The organism is Flavobacterium succinicans (assembly GCF_001662485.1).
Classification (GTDB): Bacteria; Bacteroidota; Bacteroidia; order Flavobacteriales; family Flavobacteriaceae; genus Flavobacterium; species Flavobacterium succinicans_A.
In genome coordinates, this window is the sequence record NZ_JMTM01000018.1 from 1 (window position 1) to 19236 (window position 19236).

General features: G+C 34.0%; 11 protein-coding genes. 7 read left to right on the plus strand and 4 right to left on the minus strand.

Annotation, left to right across the window (positions count from 1 at the left end):
• Window positions 1-290: 290 nt before the first annotated feature.
• Window positions 291-1052, minus strand: a complete 762-nt coding sequence (locus FLB_RS05080) for a DUF2490 domain-containing protein (RefSeq protein ID WP_064714891.1) — start codon at window positions 1050-1052, stop codon at window positions 291-293.
• Between the two features lie 738 nt (window positions 1053-1790).
• Between FLB_RS05080 and FLB_RS05085 the strand changes: the two genes are divergently transcribed.
• From FLB_RS05085 to FLB_RS05110, 6 genes are all read left to right on the plus strand, one after another.
• The gene (locus FLB_RS05085; protein ID WP_064714892.1) at window positions 1791-2327 is read left to right on the plus strand and encodes an RNA polymerase sigma factor; all 537 of its coding nucleotides are present in this window, start codon (window positions 1791-1793) and stop codon (window positions 2325-2327) included.
• Window positions 2328-2492: 165 nt separating this feature from the next.
• Window positions 2493-3668 carry a FecR family protein gene (locus FLB_RS05090; RefSeq protein WP_064714893.1) on the plus strand — a complete coding sequence of 392 codons (1176 nt, stop codon included), beginning with the start codon at window positions 2493-2495 and terminating at the stop codon, window positions 3666-3668.
• Between the two features lie 275 nt (window positions 3669-3943).
• The gene (locus tag FLB_RS05095) at window positions 3944-7489 is read left to right on the plus strand and encodes a SusC/RagA family TonB-linked outer membrane protein (protein ID WP_197488937.1); all 3546 of its coding nucleotides are present in this window, start codon (window positions 3944-3946) and stop codon (window positions 7487-7489) included.
• A gap of 2 nt (window positions 7490-7491) precedes the next feature.
• Window positions 7492-8991, plus strand: coding sequence for a SusD/RagB family nutrient-binding outer membrane lipoprotein (locus FLB_RS05100; RefSeq protein WP_064714894.1), 1500 nt, complete (start codon window positions 7492-7494; stop codon window positions 8989-8991).
• Between the two features lie 238 nt (window positions 8992-9229).
• Window positions 9230-11356: a glycoside hydrolase family 97 protein gene (locus tag FLB_RS05105; RefSeq protein WP_064714895.1), complete on the plus strand. Its 2127-nt coding sequence runs from the start codon at window positions 9230-9232 to the stop codon at window positions 11354-11356.
• Between the two features lie 113 nt (window positions 11357-11469).
• Window positions 11470-13485 (plus strand): glycosyl hydrolase family 95 catalytic domain-containing protein, encoded by a 2016-nt coding sequence (locus FLB_RS05110; RefSeq protein WP_231891046.1) that lies wholly within the window; start codon window positions 11470-11472, stop codon window positions 13483-13485.
• A gap of 664 nt (window positions 13486-14149) precedes the next feature.
• Here the strand turns inward: FLB_RS05110 and FLB_RS05115 are convergent.
• The 3 genes from FLB_RS05115 to FLB_RS05125 form a co-directional block, all read right to left on the minus strand.
• On the minus strand, window positions 14150-15286 hold the full coding sequence (locus FLB_RS05115; RefSeq protein WP_064714896.1) for a PAS domain-containing sensor histidine kinase: 1137 nt from the start codon (window positions 15284-15286) through the stop codon (window positions 14150-14152).
• A 374-nt stretch (window positions 15287-15660) separates the two neighbouring features.
• A complete protein-coding gene (locus tag FLB_RS05120) occupies window positions 15661-16017 on the minus strand; it encodes a hypothetical protein (RefSeq protein ID WP_064714897.1) in 357 nt (118 codons plus the stop codon).
• An 89-nt stretch (window positions 16018-16106) separates the two neighbouring features.
• Window positions 16107-16871, minus strand: a complete 765-nt coding sequence (locus FLB_RS05125) for a LytR/AlgR family response regulator transcription factor (RefSeq protein WP_082923215.1) — start codon at window positions 16869-16871, stop codon at window positions 16107-16109.
• A gap of 1672 nt (window positions 16872-18543) precedes the next feature.
• Here FLB_RS05125 and FLB_RS14345 point away from each other — a divergent pair.
• Window positions 18544-18942: a helix-turn-helix domain-containing protein gene (locus FLB_RS14345; protein WP_197488938.1), complete on the plus strand. Its 399-nt coding sequence runs from the start codon at window positions 18544-18546 to the stop codon at window positions 18940-18942.
• The last annotated feature ends 294 nt before the right edge of the window (window positions 18943-19236 follow it).

Here is a 19236-nt window from a genome sequence, read left to right on the forward strand (position 1 = left end):
AAATACGCTATTCATACTCTATTCATACTCTATTCATACTCTATTCATACACTATTCATACACTATTCATACACTATTCATACACTATCTATACATTATATATAGTATATAGTATAGACTACAGAATATAGATTATACATAACTTATTATATCTTATTATATACCTTATAAATACACTATACATATGGTATATAAAAAAGGTGTATATATAAGGTATCTCTTTTTACAGTTAGGCCTATATGGAAGATGTTGCTAATTCCTAAATTTTTAATCGCATAGGCGATGATACACTATTCTTCTCCAGAAGCAGCCTGATGCAAAATATCTTTGGCGTTGCCACTAAAATAAAAGAAAAGACGAAGGGTGTGATTGGAATCGTATTGATAGCCGCTGTATTTTTGTTGTATTACATTCATGTATCCAAAATCATAGCTCCATTTCGGATTAATGTTTTGGCGAATTCCTACAAAGATGCGGTTTTGATCCATTGAATTATACACTACTTCTTTCCCAAAATGCATCAAAAGTTCGTCAGCAATTACAAGAGATGGTAATTTTTCATTCTTAAAAATTGGAATTGTAAAGCTTAGCAAATATCGAATGCGATTTGTAAATCGGGTGTCATCTGCTCTATCATTTACCATTTTATCTTGCCAACGTTGTTCATTACGAATACGCTGCAGCATGCTAATGTTGCCTATTTTAGAGGAATAAATCGCTTGCTGAAAAATTCTGTTCTCATCAGCAAAATTTGACCATTCTGGTTTAGAAGGGGCAAGCCATAAATGGGCATAGCCTGCTGCTAATGTAAGTTTTGGATAAGGGCTATAGGTAATCCCTGTTCTTACAAAATAAAAGTTTTCTTTGTTGGCAAAATCAGTACGCCTGATATGAAAATCGTTCATTGTTCCCCAACGCTCATTAAATTTAACCACGGTATTAAGACTTATCCATGTTTGGGCTTGATGATTGACTTCTTTGCTTGTGTTGGTTTGAGCGTAATTTGTATAACCACAACTTAGTACCATAAAAAAAACTATGATTCGAAACATAATGTAACCTTTAACTATAAAAAATGAATTATTCTTACCTAAATAAAAGACCGTCGCTTTTATTTATACTTTCGATAAAATTAAGCATTTCTGACGCAAAACTCGTTGTTCCTCTTTTATTTTAAGCTTTTGTTAGCAAATAGAAGCCATTATAAATCTTTTTATGATAGCTCTAATGAGGATTGTCTTACTTCCATTTTTATAAGCCCAGACGATTTTTTTATACTGCTTTACCTGTTGGGTGAAATTCAAATAAAATAAAAACAAAACCACACTTCGATCCCTCAGGGCAGACTAGAGCCATAGATTAATAGCAAATCAACATAGAAAAAAACAGAAATAACACTATTTCTCGCAAAGATCAACTAGGCGAAACGTCACTTTGTTTCTATTAAAAACTACCAATTGTATGATTCTAGCCTACCCAGAGGCATTGAAATGTGGTAAAAAAAAATTTCACTCAACGGGTTATTACTTTACTCGCCAAAAGTTGTTGGGCTAAGAATTAAAGAGTATTTTTTTTACATAACCTCCTCCCCTATACCTCCTTATTTAGTAAGCTGTCAATAGCTTTACCCTCTTGCTTCTTATCATTGTATTGCTTTGCCTTTTTTTTCCGATGTAAGATTATTCTAAGTCATGTCTTCAAGTTGGCGATTTCATTATTTTAAATCCGTAAATATTGGATTTAATTTATTTAATTTGCCACATATTTTAATTAATTTTTGAAAACAAGCATTGACTGCAGACCAAAAAAATACGAGTGAAGACCATATCAAGAAACTTTTTAATGAACATTATAGATCTCTCGTTCAGTATTCAAATCGTTTTCTAAGTATTGATGAATGCGAAGATTTAGTTCAGGATGTGTTTATCAATCTATGGGAAAAGGAAACTACATTTCAAGACGAACTTCATTTAAAACTATACCTTTACAAGGCTGTACGCCATAAATGTTATAATATTATCAAACACAATTTGGTAAAAAACAAATATGTTAGCAGTACTATACAGGCTTTAGAAGATGACGATTTATTCCTTAAGCACATTCTTGAAGAAGATATCGTGAGTCAACTATATACTGCCATTGAGCATCTTCCGGATAGAAAAAAAGAAATCATTAAACTTAGTTTAAAAGGGCTAAAAAACAGTGAAATTGCAGAGGTTTTGGGCATACAATTGCAAACTGTAAAAACATTAAAAAGTCAGTCCTATAAACTACTACGAGATCAGTTTCAAGATCTTGAATCCATTATTTATTTTTTATTATTTTAATTCATCTTCTTTGCAAAAAATCACTTGAATTTTTATTTTTTTCAAAAACCTACCGAATTTATTTTCAGAGTATTGAAACATTTTTTTTCAATTTTAGCTAAAAAAAATGATTTTTCAATAGTACCTTTTTCACTACTAGTTGTTGTATAATAAATCAACCATAGTATGCTAGCTATTTTTCAAATTTCCAAACTACTTATCAAAAGAAAATTAAAGGTCTTAACCGATTCTGAGAAATTAGAATTGCAAGATTTTATTCAACATCAACCTTTTGTAAAAGAAGTTAACCTCAAGAATATAGCGAACAGCATCGATCAGTATTCGGCAATAGATACGGAAAAAGCATGGAAAATTGTAGCCGCTAAGTATCATCAAAATAACAACAAATCTGTTTTTGCTATTAACAAAAAACTTTGGTTACGCTACGTAGCAGCTGCGGTAGTAGTGGGATTATTTATCACAACTTTACACTACAAAGATACATTTTTTCAACCCTCAGGAGATCATTCTGTAGTCCTTGCAAACAAGAATGCAGCAAAAAGTAAGCCTGGGACTGACAAGGCAACTTTAACATTGGCTGATGGTTCTGAAATTGAATTAAAAAAAGGAACTTTAGTACATACTCAAAACGCAAACAGCAACGGTGAGGAGATTATTTATGAGGTGAAAAAGCAAAAAACAACTCAACTAGTTTACAACTATATATCCATCCCAAGAGGCGGACAATTTGCCATACAGTTATCAGACGGCACTAAAGTTTGGTTGAATTCAGAATCCCAATTAAAATTTCCAGTAGCCTTCGTTGAAGGGGCTACTAGAGCGGTAGAATTGGTTTATGGCGAAGCTTATTTTGAAGTATCGCCTAGTTCTGCTCATAAAGGAGCTCATTTTCAAGTTTACAATAAGAAGCAGAAAATTGATGTTGTGGGAACTGAATTCAATATTAAGGCTTATGCTGATGAGTCCAATATTTATACAACACTTGTAAATGGAAAAGTAAATGTGGAAACACAAAGCAAGAAAGTAAGTTTACTCCCTAATCAACAACTCAATCTAGATCTAACGAACCATACTTTCGTCATTAAAGCGGTCGACACTTATGGAGAAACATCATGGAAAGATGGAGTCTTTACCTTTAAAGGAAAACCACTAAAGGAGATTATGAAAGTACTCTCAAGATGGTATGATGTTGATGTGATTTTTGCCACTAAAAAACTTGAAACCGTAACGTTCAAAGGAAGTTTAGATAAAAAACAATCTCTAGAAGAAATCCTTTCTATTATGAAGTCAACCACCATAGACAACTATGAAATTAAAGACCAAACGCTACTTATTAAGTAGTCTTTTGGTAAAACCTTTTCAAAAAATTTCAATCGATATCGTAACCAAGTCCTGTAAACATCGTAACGAATAAAACCAAAAAAATCATTGCCTATGAAATGAAATAAACGAAAAAAAAAAGAAGGATAGAGTTTAACCGACCAAAGTATCAACTCTACCCCTTTAACAGATTATCACTTAATTAAAACGTTTAACTAAACAATAATGACAAATTTATGAAAATTAATTATACGCATGCCCATTCTTACACGAGAAAGTGGCTATTAATGACTATTATGAGAACATTCATATTCTTATTTTGCACCACCCTTTTTGCCCTAAATCCTGAAAATGTTTTGTCACAACATTCAAAAATTGAGATAAAAGAAAATAAAAAAGTGACTATAGATCAGGTTTTTGATTTAATTATGGATCAAACAGATTATAAATTCTTTTATGAAGAAGGTATTTTCGAAGGACTTCCTAAGGTACAATTAAAAAAAGGCAGTATAAAAACCAACGACCTTTTAAAACAAAGTCTTGCAAATGCCAATATTGACATTAGTATCGGGCATAACAATACGGTTATTATTAAAGAAAAACCCAAAAGTACCCCGCTTGTTTTACAAAAAATAAAGGTAACAGGAAAAGTGACCGATGTCGCGGGAATGCCAATTCCAGGGGCTAATGTAACGGAAAAGGGAACTAAAAACAGTACGCATACAGATTTTGAGGGAAAATTTTCGATAGAAGTGGCAAATACTGATGCTAAAGTAGTCATTAGCTATATTGGAATGATCACTCAAGAATTACCTGTTAGTACAACATTTATGAATGTTCGCTTACAGGTAACTACTACTGAGTTAAATACTATTGTGGTCACCGCGTTAGGCATAAAAAAAGAGAAAAAGGCATTAGGCTATGCTTCTCAAGAATTAAAAGGAACCGATTTATCTGCAGGAGCTACAAGTGGAAACTTTCTTAACGATCTTTCAGGAAAAGCCGCTGGGGTATATATTCGAAAAAACACCAATTTTGGCGGTTCTACAAATGTGGTTTCACGAGGTATAAAGAATCTTACTGGCAACAACCAAATGCTTATTGTAATTGATGGTATGCCCATCAACAATTCAACCGTAAACTCAAGTACTGCTTCGCAAGGTGCAAAAAACACCTACGATTATGGTAATGCAGCTATGGATATTAATCCTGACGATATAGAATCAATCAACGTATTAAAGGGGGCAGCAGCTGCAGCTTTATATGGATGGCAAGCAGGAAATGGTGTAATCATGATTAGTACTAAAAAAGGAAAAGCGGGCAAAGGTATTGGCGTAACCGTTTCAAGTGAATTTAGTGTTAATACGGTTGACCAACACACTTTTCCGGTATACCAAAATAAATATGGTCAAGGATACGGCCCTAGCTATGATGCTGCTGGGAATCCGAAGGGAATTCCAGTAGGGCCAACAGGCGCCTTTTTTACGATTGATAAAAATGGGAATCAAGTAGTTACTACAACCGATGACGCTTCGTATGGAGTAGCATTTGATCCTAATCTTTCCGTTTTTACTTGGGAATCGTACACTCCCTATTCGCCAAAATATGGTCAAAAATCAGCTTGGCAAGCTGCTAAAAATGGCCCTATTAGTTTTTTCCAAACGGCTACTACTTTTAATAATTCCATTTCATTGGAAGACGCTAATGAACAAACGAATTTTGTTTTGAATTATACTAATTATAAAGAGACTGGAATTTTACCCAATAGTGAATTGAAGAAAAACAACGCCAGTATAAAGTTGAATCATAAATTTACCGATAAACTATCAGCTAGTGTCTTTGCCAATTATATGACGCAAAATACAATTGGAAGAAACAGTTCTGGTTACACAGGAGACAACGTAACGGGTTGGTTTCGTCAATGGTGGGCTACCAATGCAGATCTTCAATCCTTGAAAGAAGTCTATGAAAATTCAGGAGGAAAAAATATCTCTTGGCTAATGGCAGATCCTGCTAACGGGAACACCGCACCAAAAACCATGGATAATCCTTACTTTACCCGATATAATAATTATCAATCGGATAGAAGAAACCGTTTTATTGGTTATGGCCAACTGGATTATAAAATAACCGATTGGTTGTCTGCTTCAGGAAAAGCGAGTATAGATAGTTATTCTGAATTACGTGAAGAACGAAAAGCAACAGGATCTATCAATGGATCATTTGGGATTAGTAGAGCAGGTGTTTCCTCTGGATATCAAAAATATGTTGGGACATTTACAGAGCAAAACTATCAGTTTATATTGACGTTCAAGAAAAAACTTGGCGAAAACCTTTCTATTAATGCTTTAGCAGGGGTGAATACCTTAAGAACCGCCAGTAATTCGACACTTGCATCAACAGATGGAGGCCTTATTATTCCTGGAATCTATGCTTTATCCAATTCAGTAAATCCTTCTCCTTTTCCGGCAGAAACAGAAAATAATTCTGCCGTAAATAGTGCTTATACTTCGTTTTCTTTAGGGTACAAAGATTTCTTATTTGTAGAGGGAACGGTTCGAAATGATGCCTTTTCTACTTTGCCAAAAGGGAATAATGCTTTGAACACCTTCTCTACTTCTGCCAGTTATGTATTTACAAAACACCTTAACTTAGGCTGGTTATCTTTTGGAAAGGTAAGAGGAAGTTATGCTGAAAACCCTCAAGGCAGCATTGATTTATACTCACTAACCGATGTTTATGACAAAAACAACCCTTTTGGCTCCAATCAAATCTATTCTAAACCTAACAGAAGTAGTAATCCTGATTTACGTCCTGTTAAAACAACCACAGAAGAACTTGGTTTAGAAATGCAGTTTTTGCACAAAAGAGTAGGATTTGATGTAAGTATTTACAAAAGCTTAAGCAAGGATCAAATATTCCCTGTTGATTATTCTACTGCTACGGGTATTTCGTCCAGATATGTTAACGCTGGTTCTGTTGAAAACAAAGGAGTGGAAGTACAATTGAACATGACTCCACTACAAACAAAAGATTTTAGTTGGGATATTTTTGTCAACTGGTCTAAAAACAAGAATACTTTAGTGTCATTGGCTCCTGGAATTGAAACCCTTTCTATTGGTGGATTTCAAGGAATAGGTATTGTGGCAAAGGTTGGCCATCCGTATGGAGATATTGTAGGTAAAGACTATGTTTATGCTGCCGATGGACAAAAAATTACCGAAAATGGACTTTATGTCATGACCACTACTACCAATAATGTAATTGGAAACATTACCCCTGATTGGATTGGTGGAGTACGCAATAAATTTACGTATAAACAAGTATCCTTTGGTTTCTTAATTGATATGCAACATGGAGGGGATCTTTATTCCTTAGATCAAGCCTATGGACAACATACAGGTTTATACGAATCTACCGCTGGGTACAATGAATTAGGAAATCCTGTTAGAAATACCTTGGCTAATGGCGGAGGATTAATTCTGCCGGGGGTAAACAAAGATGGTACCCCCAATACTACTAGAACACCACGTCCTGAAGTAGCTGGAAGTATTTATGGGTATAAAGCCAATCCAGAAAAGGCCTATATATATGATGCCAGCTTTATTAAATTGAGAGAAGTAAACTTTACTTATACATTTCCCTCAAAATTTGTATCCAAAATGGAGTTGACCGATTTAAGAATTTCTTTAGTTGGATCTAATTTATGGATCATAGATAAAAATCTTCCAGATGCTGATCCAGAAAGTGGCGTAAGTGCAGGGAATTTATCTTCGGGTTATTCAGGAGGTTCACTTCCTTCCACTAGAAACATTGGTTTCAATCTAACTTTAAAATTTTAATCATGAAACAAATACTATTATTACTAGCGATAGTAAGCATCACCCTATCCTGTAGTTCCGATATTACAGACATGAATGTTGATCCCAAAAAATCCAGCACTACGCAACCTGAATATTTATTTACAGGTGCACAAAAAGCCTTAGTAGATCAGATAGTTACTACTAGTCAGGTTTTCAGATTGTTTACCCAACAGTGGGCATCCACCACTATACCCTCTACGAGTCAATATGTTATTCCGGATATTCCCGATGCGCGTTTTACCGTACTTTATAGAGACGTGTTGACCGATTTGTTAGACGCTAAAACATTGATTCAAAAGACTCCAATTTCATCCGCTGATACTGACCTTGCTATAAAGCAAAACAAGCTTGCACTTATCGATGTGTTAGAAGTATATTGTTATAGTATGTTGGTAGACACCTTTGGCAATGTTCCTTATTCCCAAGCTTTGGATGTTAAAAAGTACCCTTTGCCAGCTTATGATGATGCCAAAACAATTTATTTGCATCTCATTTCGAGATTAGTGGAAGATGCCATGATTTTAAAAACAAATTCGGCTGCTCCAAACTTTGGCAGTGCAGATATTATCTATGGCGGAAACGCTGCGAGTACTGCAAAATGGGCCAAGTTCGCCAACTCGTTGCTCATCAAATTAGCAGTAACTATTTCAGATGTTGATCCTGCTTTCGCTGCCACTACCATTCAGACCGCTCTAGCAGCAGGACCATTAGCTAGTAATGCCGATACTACCAAATTGACCTATTTGACCACTACAGGAAATCAAAATCCGTTATATGCCACCTTAGTAACAAGTAATAGAAATGATTTTATTCCTGCAGAACCTTTTGTAGCTGCTATGGATGCTATAGTTCCTGGAGGTGACCCGAGGATGACAAAATACTTTGTTAATGCTACTGCTCCAGCGCCAGTTTTGCCAGCAGGAAGAACTTTTATTGGTGGAACTTATGGAGAAGCCAATGTTTTTTCAACCTATTCTCACATAACTGCTACATTAAACAACCCTGTTTTTCCAGGTACTTTATTTGATTATGCTGAATTGCAGTTTTTGTTGGCCGAAGCGGCAGAGAAAAACTTAATTCCTGGAGGTACTGCTAAAGCTAAAACCTATTATGACGCAGGCATTACCGCTTCTATGTTAGATTGGGGCGTTACAAACTCGGCTATCACTGCTTATTTGACTAGCCCTAAAGTGGCCTACAACAACCCTCAAAGCGGCGCCACTTACAAAGAAAAAATTGGTATCCAATCTTGGTTTGCGCTTTACAATAGAGGATTTGAGGCTTGGACATCCTACAGACGATTAGATTATCCTAAATTAAAATCGCCTACAGCTGCTGTCAATCGAGGTATTCTAACCGTTCCTGTTCGCTACCTTTACCCTAGTGCTGAGCAAACCAAAAATGAAACCAATTATACTACTGCCGCAAGCGCCATAGGTGGTGACTTATTGCAAACGAAAATCTTTTGGGATAAATATTAAGCCGGTAGTCCTCTTTTTTTGAACAAGGCTGCCTTCACAAATTAAAAACCAATACAACACCTATTAAGTTTATGTTTTGTTTGAATAACCCCATTTGCTCCCGTAATTGGGGTTATTTTTTTTCATGATCCCTATTCCCCTTTAGTAAACCATTTGTTCTTTAGTTTTTCAACTCAAGAAAAAAAGGGTTCCCTACTAAACAATCCATTTTTAAGCGTACTAATTTCATTTATACCCTATGAAACACCTACTATTTGCCGTTTTGTGTATTCTATTCGGATTTCAAAACTTGCATGCCCAACAGCTAAAATCTCCTAATGAAAATTTCATTATGGAGTTTACCTTAGCACAGGATGGAACTCCAACTTATCATTTAACCTACAAAGGAAAAACAGTAATCAAGCCCAGTACCTTAGGGATCGAACTTAAGGAAGACAAAAACAATAAAAAATCATTATTGAATGATTTTACTATAATTGATAAAAAAACCTCCTCGTTTGACGAAACTTGGAAGCCCGTTTGGGGAGAACAGTCCTCAATTCGCAACCATTACAACGAGTTAGCCGTAACCTTACATCAAAAAGAAACCGAGAGGCAATTGATCATTACCTTTCGATTGTTTAACGATGGCTTAGCGTTTCGTTATGAATTTCCAGCCCAAAAAAATCTAATTTATTTTGTAATAAAAGAAGAGAAAACGCAATTTGCCATGACCGGTGATCATACCGCTTTTTGGATACCTGGAGATTATGACACGCAGGAATATGATTATACCACTTCTAAATTATCTGAAATTAGAACACTTTTTCCAAAGGCCAAAAACAGAAATTTAGCTCAGCCTCCTTTTTCTCTTACAGGAGTTCAAACGTCACTTATGTTAAAAACAAAGGAAGGTTTGTATATCAACCTACATGAAGCAGCATTGCTAAATTATTCGTGTATGCATCTGAATTTGGATGATAAAAATATGCTCTTCGAATCTTGGTTAACGCCAGATGCAAAGGGCGATAAAGGATACATGCAAGCTCCTGCACACTCGCCTTGGCGTACCATTATTGTGAGCGACGATGCTAGAGAAATTTTAGCTTCTAAGATGACCTTGAATTTGAATGAACCTTGTAAACTAAAAGACACGTCATGGATTAAACCCATCAAATATGTTGGCGTATGGTGGGAAATGATTACTGGTAAAAGTACCTGGAGATTTACCGATGAACTACCAGCGGTGCAATTAGGCGTTACGGATTATACAAAAGTTAAAACAAATGGGCGACATGGCGCAACTACTGAAAACGTGAAAAAATATATCGATTTTGCGGCAACCCATGGGTTTGATGCCGTGCTAGTTGAAGGATGGAATGAAGGCTGGGAAGATTGGCTGGGTCGTTCGAAAGATTATGTTTTTGATTTTGTAACGCCCTATCCCGATTTTGATGTAAAAGCTATTCGAGATTATGCCCAATCAAAAGCTATAAAAATGATGATGCATCACGAAACCTCAGGATCCGTTCGTAACTATGAGCGTCATATGGACAAAGCCTATCAGTTCATGAAAGAAAACGGGTATGATGCGGTAAAAAGTGGCTATGTAGGAAGTATTCTCCCTAGAGGAGAAAATCATTACAGTCAATGGATTGTAAATCACTATCAATATGCCCTAGAAAAAGCAGCCGAATATAAAATTATGGTTAATGCACATGAGGCGGTTCGACCCACTGGTATTTGTAGAACCTATCCTAATTTAATCGGGAATGAATCCGCCAGAGGAGGGGAATGTGAAGCTTTCGGAGGGTCAAATCCTAATCATGTGACCATTCTTCCGTTTACGCGTTTACTTGGTGGCCCGATGGATTATACGCCTGGTATTTTTGAAATGGACATCAGTAAAATGAATCCCCGTAATAAGTCACATGCTAATTGCACGATTGCCAATCAACTGGCATTGTATGTCACTCTTTACAGTCCGTTGCAAATGGCCGCCGATGTACCCGAAAACTACAATCGATTCCCAGATGCTTTCCAATTTATTAAAGATGTAGCGGTAGACTGGAGTGAAAGTCATTATTTAGAAGCCGAGCCAGGCCAATACTTAACCGTTGCTCGTAAAGCAAAAGGAACACAGAACTGGTTTGTTGGTAATGTAAACGGATATGAGCCTAGAATTTCAACCCTAACCTTATCTTTTTTAGAAAAAGGAAAAAAATATACCGCAACCATTTATGCCGATGGAAAAGACGCTAATTACAAAACAAATCCTCAAGCGTACACCGTTCGAAAAATACCAGTGACAAATAAATCAAAACTTTCTCAATTAAGTGCCGCAGGTGGTGGGTATGCTATAAGTATAATAGAAGACACCAAATAATTTTGGTTTTTTAGTTAGGCTTTCGTCAATCCTACTATTGGTTTTGTCCTAATAAGCCGTTAAGCCTTTGTAGTACCGTTCAAAATTTTATAAATACCTTAAAAATCAAGACTATGGATTTGAATAAAAAAATTATAATAATGGCCTTGCTATTTGTGAATTGTTTCGCATTTGCACAACTAAATGGAGATGAATGGAATTTAGTAGCGCATTCAAGAGAGCACTATTTTGGAGTAGCCATGGCCAATGGTAAATTTGGAATTGTAACCGATGCTACCCCTTTTCAAACAAAAGATATCATTCTGAACGGCCTTTATGAACCTAATCCTAAAAATGGAATCAGTAAAATTGTTAGAGGTATTGAATTTCTAAATCTGCATCTTTCTATCAATAATGAAATGATTGAGGGTTCCAACATTGATCAGTGGAGGCAACAAATTGCGATGAAAGAAGGAACGAGCACCACTTCTTTTCAATTTAAAGATTTGGCACAAATTCAGTATACTATTTTAGCGCATCGAGTATTGCCCTATTCCGGAATGGTGGTTGTAGAAATACTGCCTCTTCAAGATATTGAAATAAACGCTTTCCATTATATGAATGTTCCCGAAGAGTTGAAAATTACCAAAAGTGAGTTTAGACTAATGAAGAAAAAGCATTATCAAATTCCGCTTTTTAAGACCACCGCTCAAACCACTACAGGGAAATGGAACATCTCAGCCTCAACCACCTTTCTTTTTGATGGTGCAGCTGAGCCGATTTCACAGAAAGGTGCTGAAGTTGGTTTTACCAAAAAATTACTCCAAGGAAAAAAATACCGCTTTGTAATTGCAGGTGGCCTTTGTAATTCAAAAGACATTCAAGATCCCGCAAATGAAGCCGAACGTCAAGCCATTTTTGCCTATTTAGAAGGCATCGATAATTTGCTGAATAAACACAAAAAAGCTTGGGCTAGTCTTTGGGAGACAGGCGATATTCAAATTGAGGGGGATTTAGAGGCACAACAGAGGGTTCGATTTGCCTTGTATAATTTGTATTCTTTTATCAGAGAAGGCAGCAGGCAAAGTATTTCACCTATGGGATTGTCTTCTCAAGGATACAATGGACATGTCTTTTGGGATACGGAGCTTTGGATGTATCCTACCCTTTTAGCCTTGCAACCTGAAATGGCTAAATCTTGCTTGGATTACCGATCCGACAGATTGCCAAAAGCAAAATTAAAAGCATTCATTTATGGCTATGATGGCGCAATGTATCCTTGGGAGTCCGATGATACAGGAGAAGAAGCAACGCCAACAAGCGCTTCCATGGGGATTTTTGAACAACATATCACGGCTGATGTAGCTATTGCTTTTTGGAATTATTATGCTTTAACCCAAGACAAAAATTGGTTAAGAAAAGAATGGGATGTACTCAAAGAAACTGCCGATTTTTGGGTGAGTCGCGTTACTAAAAATCAAGATGGCCATTATTCTATTTTGAATGTTGTGGGAGCCGATGAGTATGCCTTAAATGTTGATGATAATGCATTCACCAATGCGGCAGCCATCGAAGCGCTCAAAAATACTATAAAAGCCGCAACCCTTCTGAAGGAACCCATTAATCCAATGTGGATTGAGGTTGCAACTAAACTTATCATCCATAAGGAACATGGCATCACTCAAAATTATAAAGGTTACAAAGGTCAAATCACCAAACAAGCCGATGTCAATTTATTAGCCTATCCCTTGCATGTTGTTGCAGATCAAAAACAAATCAAAGCCGATTTGGATTATTATGCTACAAAAATTGATGCAAAAGATGGGCCAGCCATGACTTATGGTGTGTTTTCGGTGCTTTATTCTCGTTTAGGCGATAAAGAGAAAGCCTACGAGTATTTTATGAAATCGTATTTACCTAATAGCCGCCCGCCATTTGGAGTGTTTTCAGAATCTCCCAACAGTAATAATCCGTATTTTGCTACCGGAGCAGGAGCGATGCTACAGGCTGTAATTTATGGCTTTGGAGGGATTGAACAAACGGACAAAGGTTTAAAATTCAACCAAGGGATGCTTCCTGATCCATGGAAATCTTTAAAAATAATTGGTGTCGGTACAGCTAATAAAACGGTGATTATAAATAAAAAGTAGTGTCTCACTAACTGTGTAAGTTGAAAAGTTATTCTGAAAATTTGAGCTAATTCAAAAAGCTCAAAAATTTTCGGAAATAACTTTTTAACGTTTTATATATTTACATCCTTTTATTCATCCAATTAGTTTATTTTTAACTAAACATTACCCGTTGGGTGAAATTCAAAAAAAATAAAAAACCTTACCACACTTCGATGCCTCAGTGCAGGCTAGAGCCATAGATTAATAGCAAATGAACCTAGAACCAAAGAGAAATAGCACTCTTTTTCACCATAGATGAATTATGTGCATAGTAAAACGTCTATTAACTTCTCTTAAAAACAACAAATTCTTTGATTCAAGCCTGCACTGAGGCATCGAAGTGTGGTAAAAAACAATTTCACCCAACGGGTTAAGCATTAATTCTATATAGCCGTTAAGCATCGTAGAATAAATGATAAAATGATTGCTGATTTTTGATTAACGATTTTTGCTGATGTAAAACTATATTGCACAAAAGCTCGCTATCCATACTGATAACGAGCTTTGCAACGAAGATTCAATTGTTTCAAAACATAATAATTAACAAAAAAGAACCTTCGTGACAACCTAAAATTAACTAATTTAAAAAATCTAAAATCGAATTGTTATGCCATTGTATGCTAAATGACACTTATAAAAAAAACTAAAAACTATACTCTATACTACTAACTAAATTTTTATAATTTTTAAGGGTAATACAAAAGGTAGAGCCTTTACCTTCTTGAGATTTTAAATCAATAGAACCTCCTAAACTTTCTACAGCATCTTTTACTATAAACAAACCTAAACCAAATCCATCGTTGTCTTCAGCTACCTTAAAATATTTATCAAAAACTTTCCGTTGAGCACTATAAGGTATTCCAATCCCATTATCTTCAATCACAATACTTACTATGTCACTTTCTACATTTGCCATAATTTTGATATTTTTATTCAAATTATCAGGATCACAATACTTTATTGCATTTGATACTATATTATTGATAATACTTTCTAAACGTAATTTATCTGAATAAAAAGGTTCCGTCTCTGAGACTTCTATCAAAAAATTAATTTGATTAGCTCCTTTACTATATTTCACAGACTCAATAACAGACTCTATCGTTTTATGCAAGGAAATTTTTTTAATTTCTAAACCACAAGTTATATTCTTTGAGTAATTTATAACATTAACTATGTGATTGTCTAAACTAAAGATACTCTCTTTAATCAATTTTAAATACTCCAGAGCACTCATGTCTATATTACCTTCTTCTATTAGCATTATAAATCCAAGAATTCCCAATAATGGCGATCTTAAATCATGAGATAAATTGTTGATTATTCTACTCAAATGTTCATTCTGATGGCAAAGATTTTGATTTTGCTGTTCAAGCCCCTTAACTATATTCACTTTATCAGTGATATCATATTGTACAATTACATACTGATATATCTCTTTCTTAACATTTCTAAATGGCACAATTAAACTGTCAAACCAATAGTGCTCCCCATCTTTTGCAGTATTTAAAAACTCTACTTTACAAAATCTATCCTTATCGTTATTTCTATAAAAATTATGAAAAAAATCGATAAAAACATCCGAACTTGCACATATCTGATCAAAATGTTTTCCTATAATTTCCTCTGAAGTATATTTATAAAAATTACAAAAAGAATTATTCACATTAATAAAATACCCCTCAGGGTTCACGATAGACACCACCGAATACGAATTTAGCGCATCAACATAATTAACATGATCATTACTCCCTTTATCCATCACAGTATTTTCACTCATAACTTTATTTTAAATATCTTTACTTTACCACCTCCATTAAATATTCTGTTTATCATATAAACCAACACCTTTGCAAGTAAGATTCTTTTTTCTCACAACATATTCTTCTAATTATATGTATTGCAAAAAATATATTCTCATTACCACAAAAAAAGATCAAAAACGAAATTCATCATGTAACTATCGATTATTCTACTTCATCCAAAATTTTTTCTTTGTTATGGAGGTCATAAAAAAGGATATGCCTTTATTCATCAATGAATACACCGATACACTTTTCGCTATTGCTTTTAGAAAAAGGTGGGTTTTAAATTCAATCCCACTATTAAACTAACCATCCTACCTCTTTTTAGGATAGTACCCCTACTTCATTTTCATGACTTCCTTTTACGATTATTTTGAACCTTATTATATAGTTTTTCATACTCACATTTTAACATTAAAAGAACGACCTCCTGTTTGGTTTTATCATATTGTGATGACGAAACAAGTCCAGAATATGTCATAAATTCCCCTATTTTCCTAAACCTTATTTCATGATTAACAATCTCATCCAGTTGTTGTATAATTAATTCTTCTTCAAATGTTGAAACATCTACTTTTATTTCAATCCAAAACTTATCTTCTAGCAGACTTTTATTACCATTACTAACATATTCGTAGTCTTTTCCTCCTCTTGCTTTTTTTTTAAGATCAACCTTAATTAACTCTAATATGAGATTATTTTCCATTCAGTATAATTCCATTTACCATATAACAACAAAGGGTGACAACTTTGCAACCCAGCGGTTCTAATTCGTATATATTTAGTCGATTACATTCAGATTTTAAGCTTAATAAACTTATTAAAACTTTCTTGACGGCGTTTTGACACTGGAATTCTAAACTTATTCACCAATTCGCAATACACTCCATCTTTCTTTACCACGCTTATTAAATATCTAATATTTAAAATATATCCATTATGGACTCTGTAAAAAAAAGAATCACTTAAGGTTTTTTCATATTCCCCTAAATTTTTACTTGATACGATTTTCTTATCCCCTATCAAATAAAAAGTAGTATATCTCCCCTCAGACATACAAAAAATAATGTCCTCTTTCCGAATGATATCAATTTTGTCAATAGAGGATATGGCCAAATAACTTGAATCAAAGTTTCTGTTTTGGGAAAGAACATTTTTATCATGATTAGTTGTTTCAATTTTTCTGATTGCTTTGTTTATTGATAAAACAATGTTCTCGGCCTTAAAGGGTTTTAGAATAAAATCCACTGCATTATTTTCAAAGGCATTTAATGCATACTCTTTTTCAGAAGATACAAATATTAATGGAATCGCTTCCAGACAAAACCTATGGATCGAATCAAAAATAATTGAATCTTTAAAAACTACATCCATAAAAACAATATCCGGCTTGCTTTTGTTAAACGATTCGAGACCCTTCTCAATAGAGATTTCGCATACCACTGAATTAATATTCAGGGAGTAATCCAAAATAGTTTTTTTTAAAATTGACGCATCAATAAGAGAATCATCAATCACCATAACATTATACTTATCTAAGTTCATTTTATTCGTTTGCATAGGATTTTAGTTATCACATTTAAAAAAACAATTCATTTATTTATTAAAGATACGCGGTCACTTTTCAGAATTAAAGAGTCCAATAAACAAACGATTCGTTTCATGGAATAAATGGTGATTTATGTAAAATTTTCGTGATTCGCTTTTAACATATTTATCAAAATATACTGGACATGACTAGTATACTTACCTACCTAAAATCAATCAAAAGTAATTTTACAGCTACTATAGCCAAAATTAAACTTGTCCTATTTGGCAAAACAAGACTAAAAAATTAAGAAGTAACTCAAACGCACTATCTTTGAGGAATACGATTTTTAAATAAAAATGACCCGTTTTTAAAAACAGTACATTCCTTATCATTTAGTATAAAAAATCAACCCGATTTCACACATTATTTTTGTGTCTCTGTCTAGCGTAATAAATGAAGATGATGGTTGGCATACTAATTTATTCCAAGTGGCCACACCTAGTGCAGGCTAGAAACATAATTTTCACAAATTCTTTATGAAAACAAAACCTATTACTATATACCAATGATACTACTATGCGTGGAATGGTAGTTGTTTCTTTTTTTGGGTATTCCGTTTTTAATGCTATTTTTTAATTCCCCTTTTCTTTTTTTACGCCTGATAGAATAAAGTAATTAAGAAAGTTACACTAATTATAGCTTAGATATCGATAATTAACTAAAAAAAAAAATAATGTAAAATTTATATAAAGGAATAACCGTTTCATCTTCTAAATTATGCAGACAATTTAACAGTAAGCACTGTTAAAAATAAAAAAAACAATATATTACTTAATTAATAATTTTACTTTTGGGCGCATAGTAATACATGATAATCATGACATGGTTTTTTTGTTATTTTTTTGTTTCTGTAGTTGGATAGTATTCTCCGGATTCATTGGTTGTCTTGTACTTTTCAATTATCCAAAAGGAAATAAGCTCTCCAATAGACTCCTAGCTTTCGGTATATTTAGTATTTCTTTAAACATAGCACTTATTGGATTATGCTATTTCAAGAACTTTTACATTTCTTATCCTCAAACCTATAGGCTACTAACTTTAATACAATATTTTACCGCTCCGTTGTTTTATTTATTTATAAGAACAACTTTACTCCATCAAAAGTACTTCGACAAATGGGATTTACTATATTTTATTCCCTTCGTAGTACATTTTATAGAATTTATTCCTTTTTATACCATGCCTACCCAAGAGAAAATCAACTACCTTCAGTATGGCTATTCAAATATTAGAATATTAACTCAATCAAAAAACGCGACGTTACTACCAAAACACCATCACCTTTTAAAAACTACCACAGGTTTAGTATTTGGAATACTTCAGACAAAACTAGTGTTAAATAATAAAAACAACATCAATAAAGCCAGCTGGAATTGGCTTATAAAATTATGCCTGATATACAATTTATCCTATCTCTGTAATGCAAAACTAATTATGCCCTTTCAAATGGATACGAATTTATATTCCATTTTTGTTTTAGGCTCTATACAGTGTTATTGTATCTTCTCTTTACTAAAAAAACCTGTACTACTAGTCTATACGATAGACAAACCCTTAAAAAAAAATGAGCATACTAGTTTGAGTCCAAATGAAATAATAGATGAACCTAGAAAATTTATTCTTTCCCCAGCAAGGAAAAAAATGTATAAAGAAAAATTAGAAACCTTTGTAGCAGTACAAAAACCTTATCTTATAAAAAAATACTCCATAAGCCAACTAGCAAACGATACCAATATTCCAACCCACCACTTATCCCTTCTTATTAATGAAGAATACGGTTGTAATTATAATGACTATATCAACAGGTATCGCATCAACTATTTTATCGAAAACCGATATAAAAATGAGTGGAGAACCTTCTCCTTAGAAGGATTAGCCTATCAATCAGGTTTTAACTCCAGAAATGCTTTTACTACTTCCTTTAAAAAATTCACCAACGAGTCGCCCACCACATTCTTCAAAAATAAAGATGCTTCCGAATTAGTTTTAAAATGTGAAAAAGCGAGGAAGAGAAAATTTAAGAATGAGTTAACTGTTTAATCGTTGCATCGATTAGTTGTTGTGTGGTGTAGTTTTTTTTTAAGGTTTAAGGTTTAAGATTGTTTAAGGTTTAAGGTTGTTTAATTTATTGTCGTGAGAAGGCAGAAGGCTATTATCAGTTATTAACGTTTAAATTGTTTAAGGTTTAAGGTTGTTTAATTTATTGTCGTGAGAAGGCAGAAGGCTATTATCAGTTATTAACGTTTAAATTGTTTAAGGTTTAAGGTTGTTTAATTTATTGTCGTGAGAAGGCAGAAGGCTATTATCAGTTATTAACGTTTAAATTGTTTAAGG

What these genes read in the sequence shown, in the direction of transcription:
- FLB_RS05105 (WP_064714895.1), top strand. Translation starts at nt 9,230, where the DNA reads ATGAAACACCTACTATTTGCCGTTTTGTGTATTCTATTCGGATTTCAA.
- FLB_RS05115 (WP_064714896.1), bottom strand. Translation starts at nt 15,286, where the DNA reads ATGAGTGAAAATACTGTGATGGATAAAGGGAGTAATGATCATGTTAAT.
- FLB_RS05100 (WP_064714894.1), top strand. Translation starts at nt 7,492, where the DNA reads ATGAAACAAATACTATTATTACTAGCGATAGTAAGCATCACCCTATCC.
- FLB_RS05110 (WP_231891046.1), top strand. Translation starts at nt 11,470, where the DNA reads ATGGATTTGAATAAAAAAATTATAATAATGGCCTTGCTATTTGTGAAT.
- FLB_RS05125 (WP_082923215.1), bottom strand. Translation starts at nt 16,871, where the DNA reads ATGCAAACGAATAAAATGAACTTAGATAAGTATAATGTTATGGTGATT.
- FLB_RS05090 (WP_064714893.1), top strand. Translation starts at nt 2,493, where the DNA reads ATGCTAGCTATTTTTCAAATTTCCAAACTACTTATCAAAAGAAAATTA.
- FLB_RS05095 (WP_197488937.1), top strand. Translation starts at nt 3,944, where the DNA reads ATGAGAACATTCATATTCTTATTTTGCACCACCCTTTTTGCCCTAAAT.
- FLB_RS14345 (WP_197488938.1), top strand. Translation starts at nt 18,544, where the DNA reads ATGTATAAAGAAAAATTAGAAACCTTTGTAGCAGTACAAAAACCTTAT.
- FLB_RS05080 (WP_064714891.1), bottom strand. Translation starts at nt 1,052, where the DNA reads ATGTTTCGAATCATAGTTTTTTTTATGGTACTAAGTTGTGGTTATACA.
- FLB_RS05120 (WP_064714897.1), bottom strand. Translation starts at nt 16,017, where the DNA reads ATGGAAAATAATCTCATATTAGAGTTAATTAAGGTTGATCTTAAAAAA.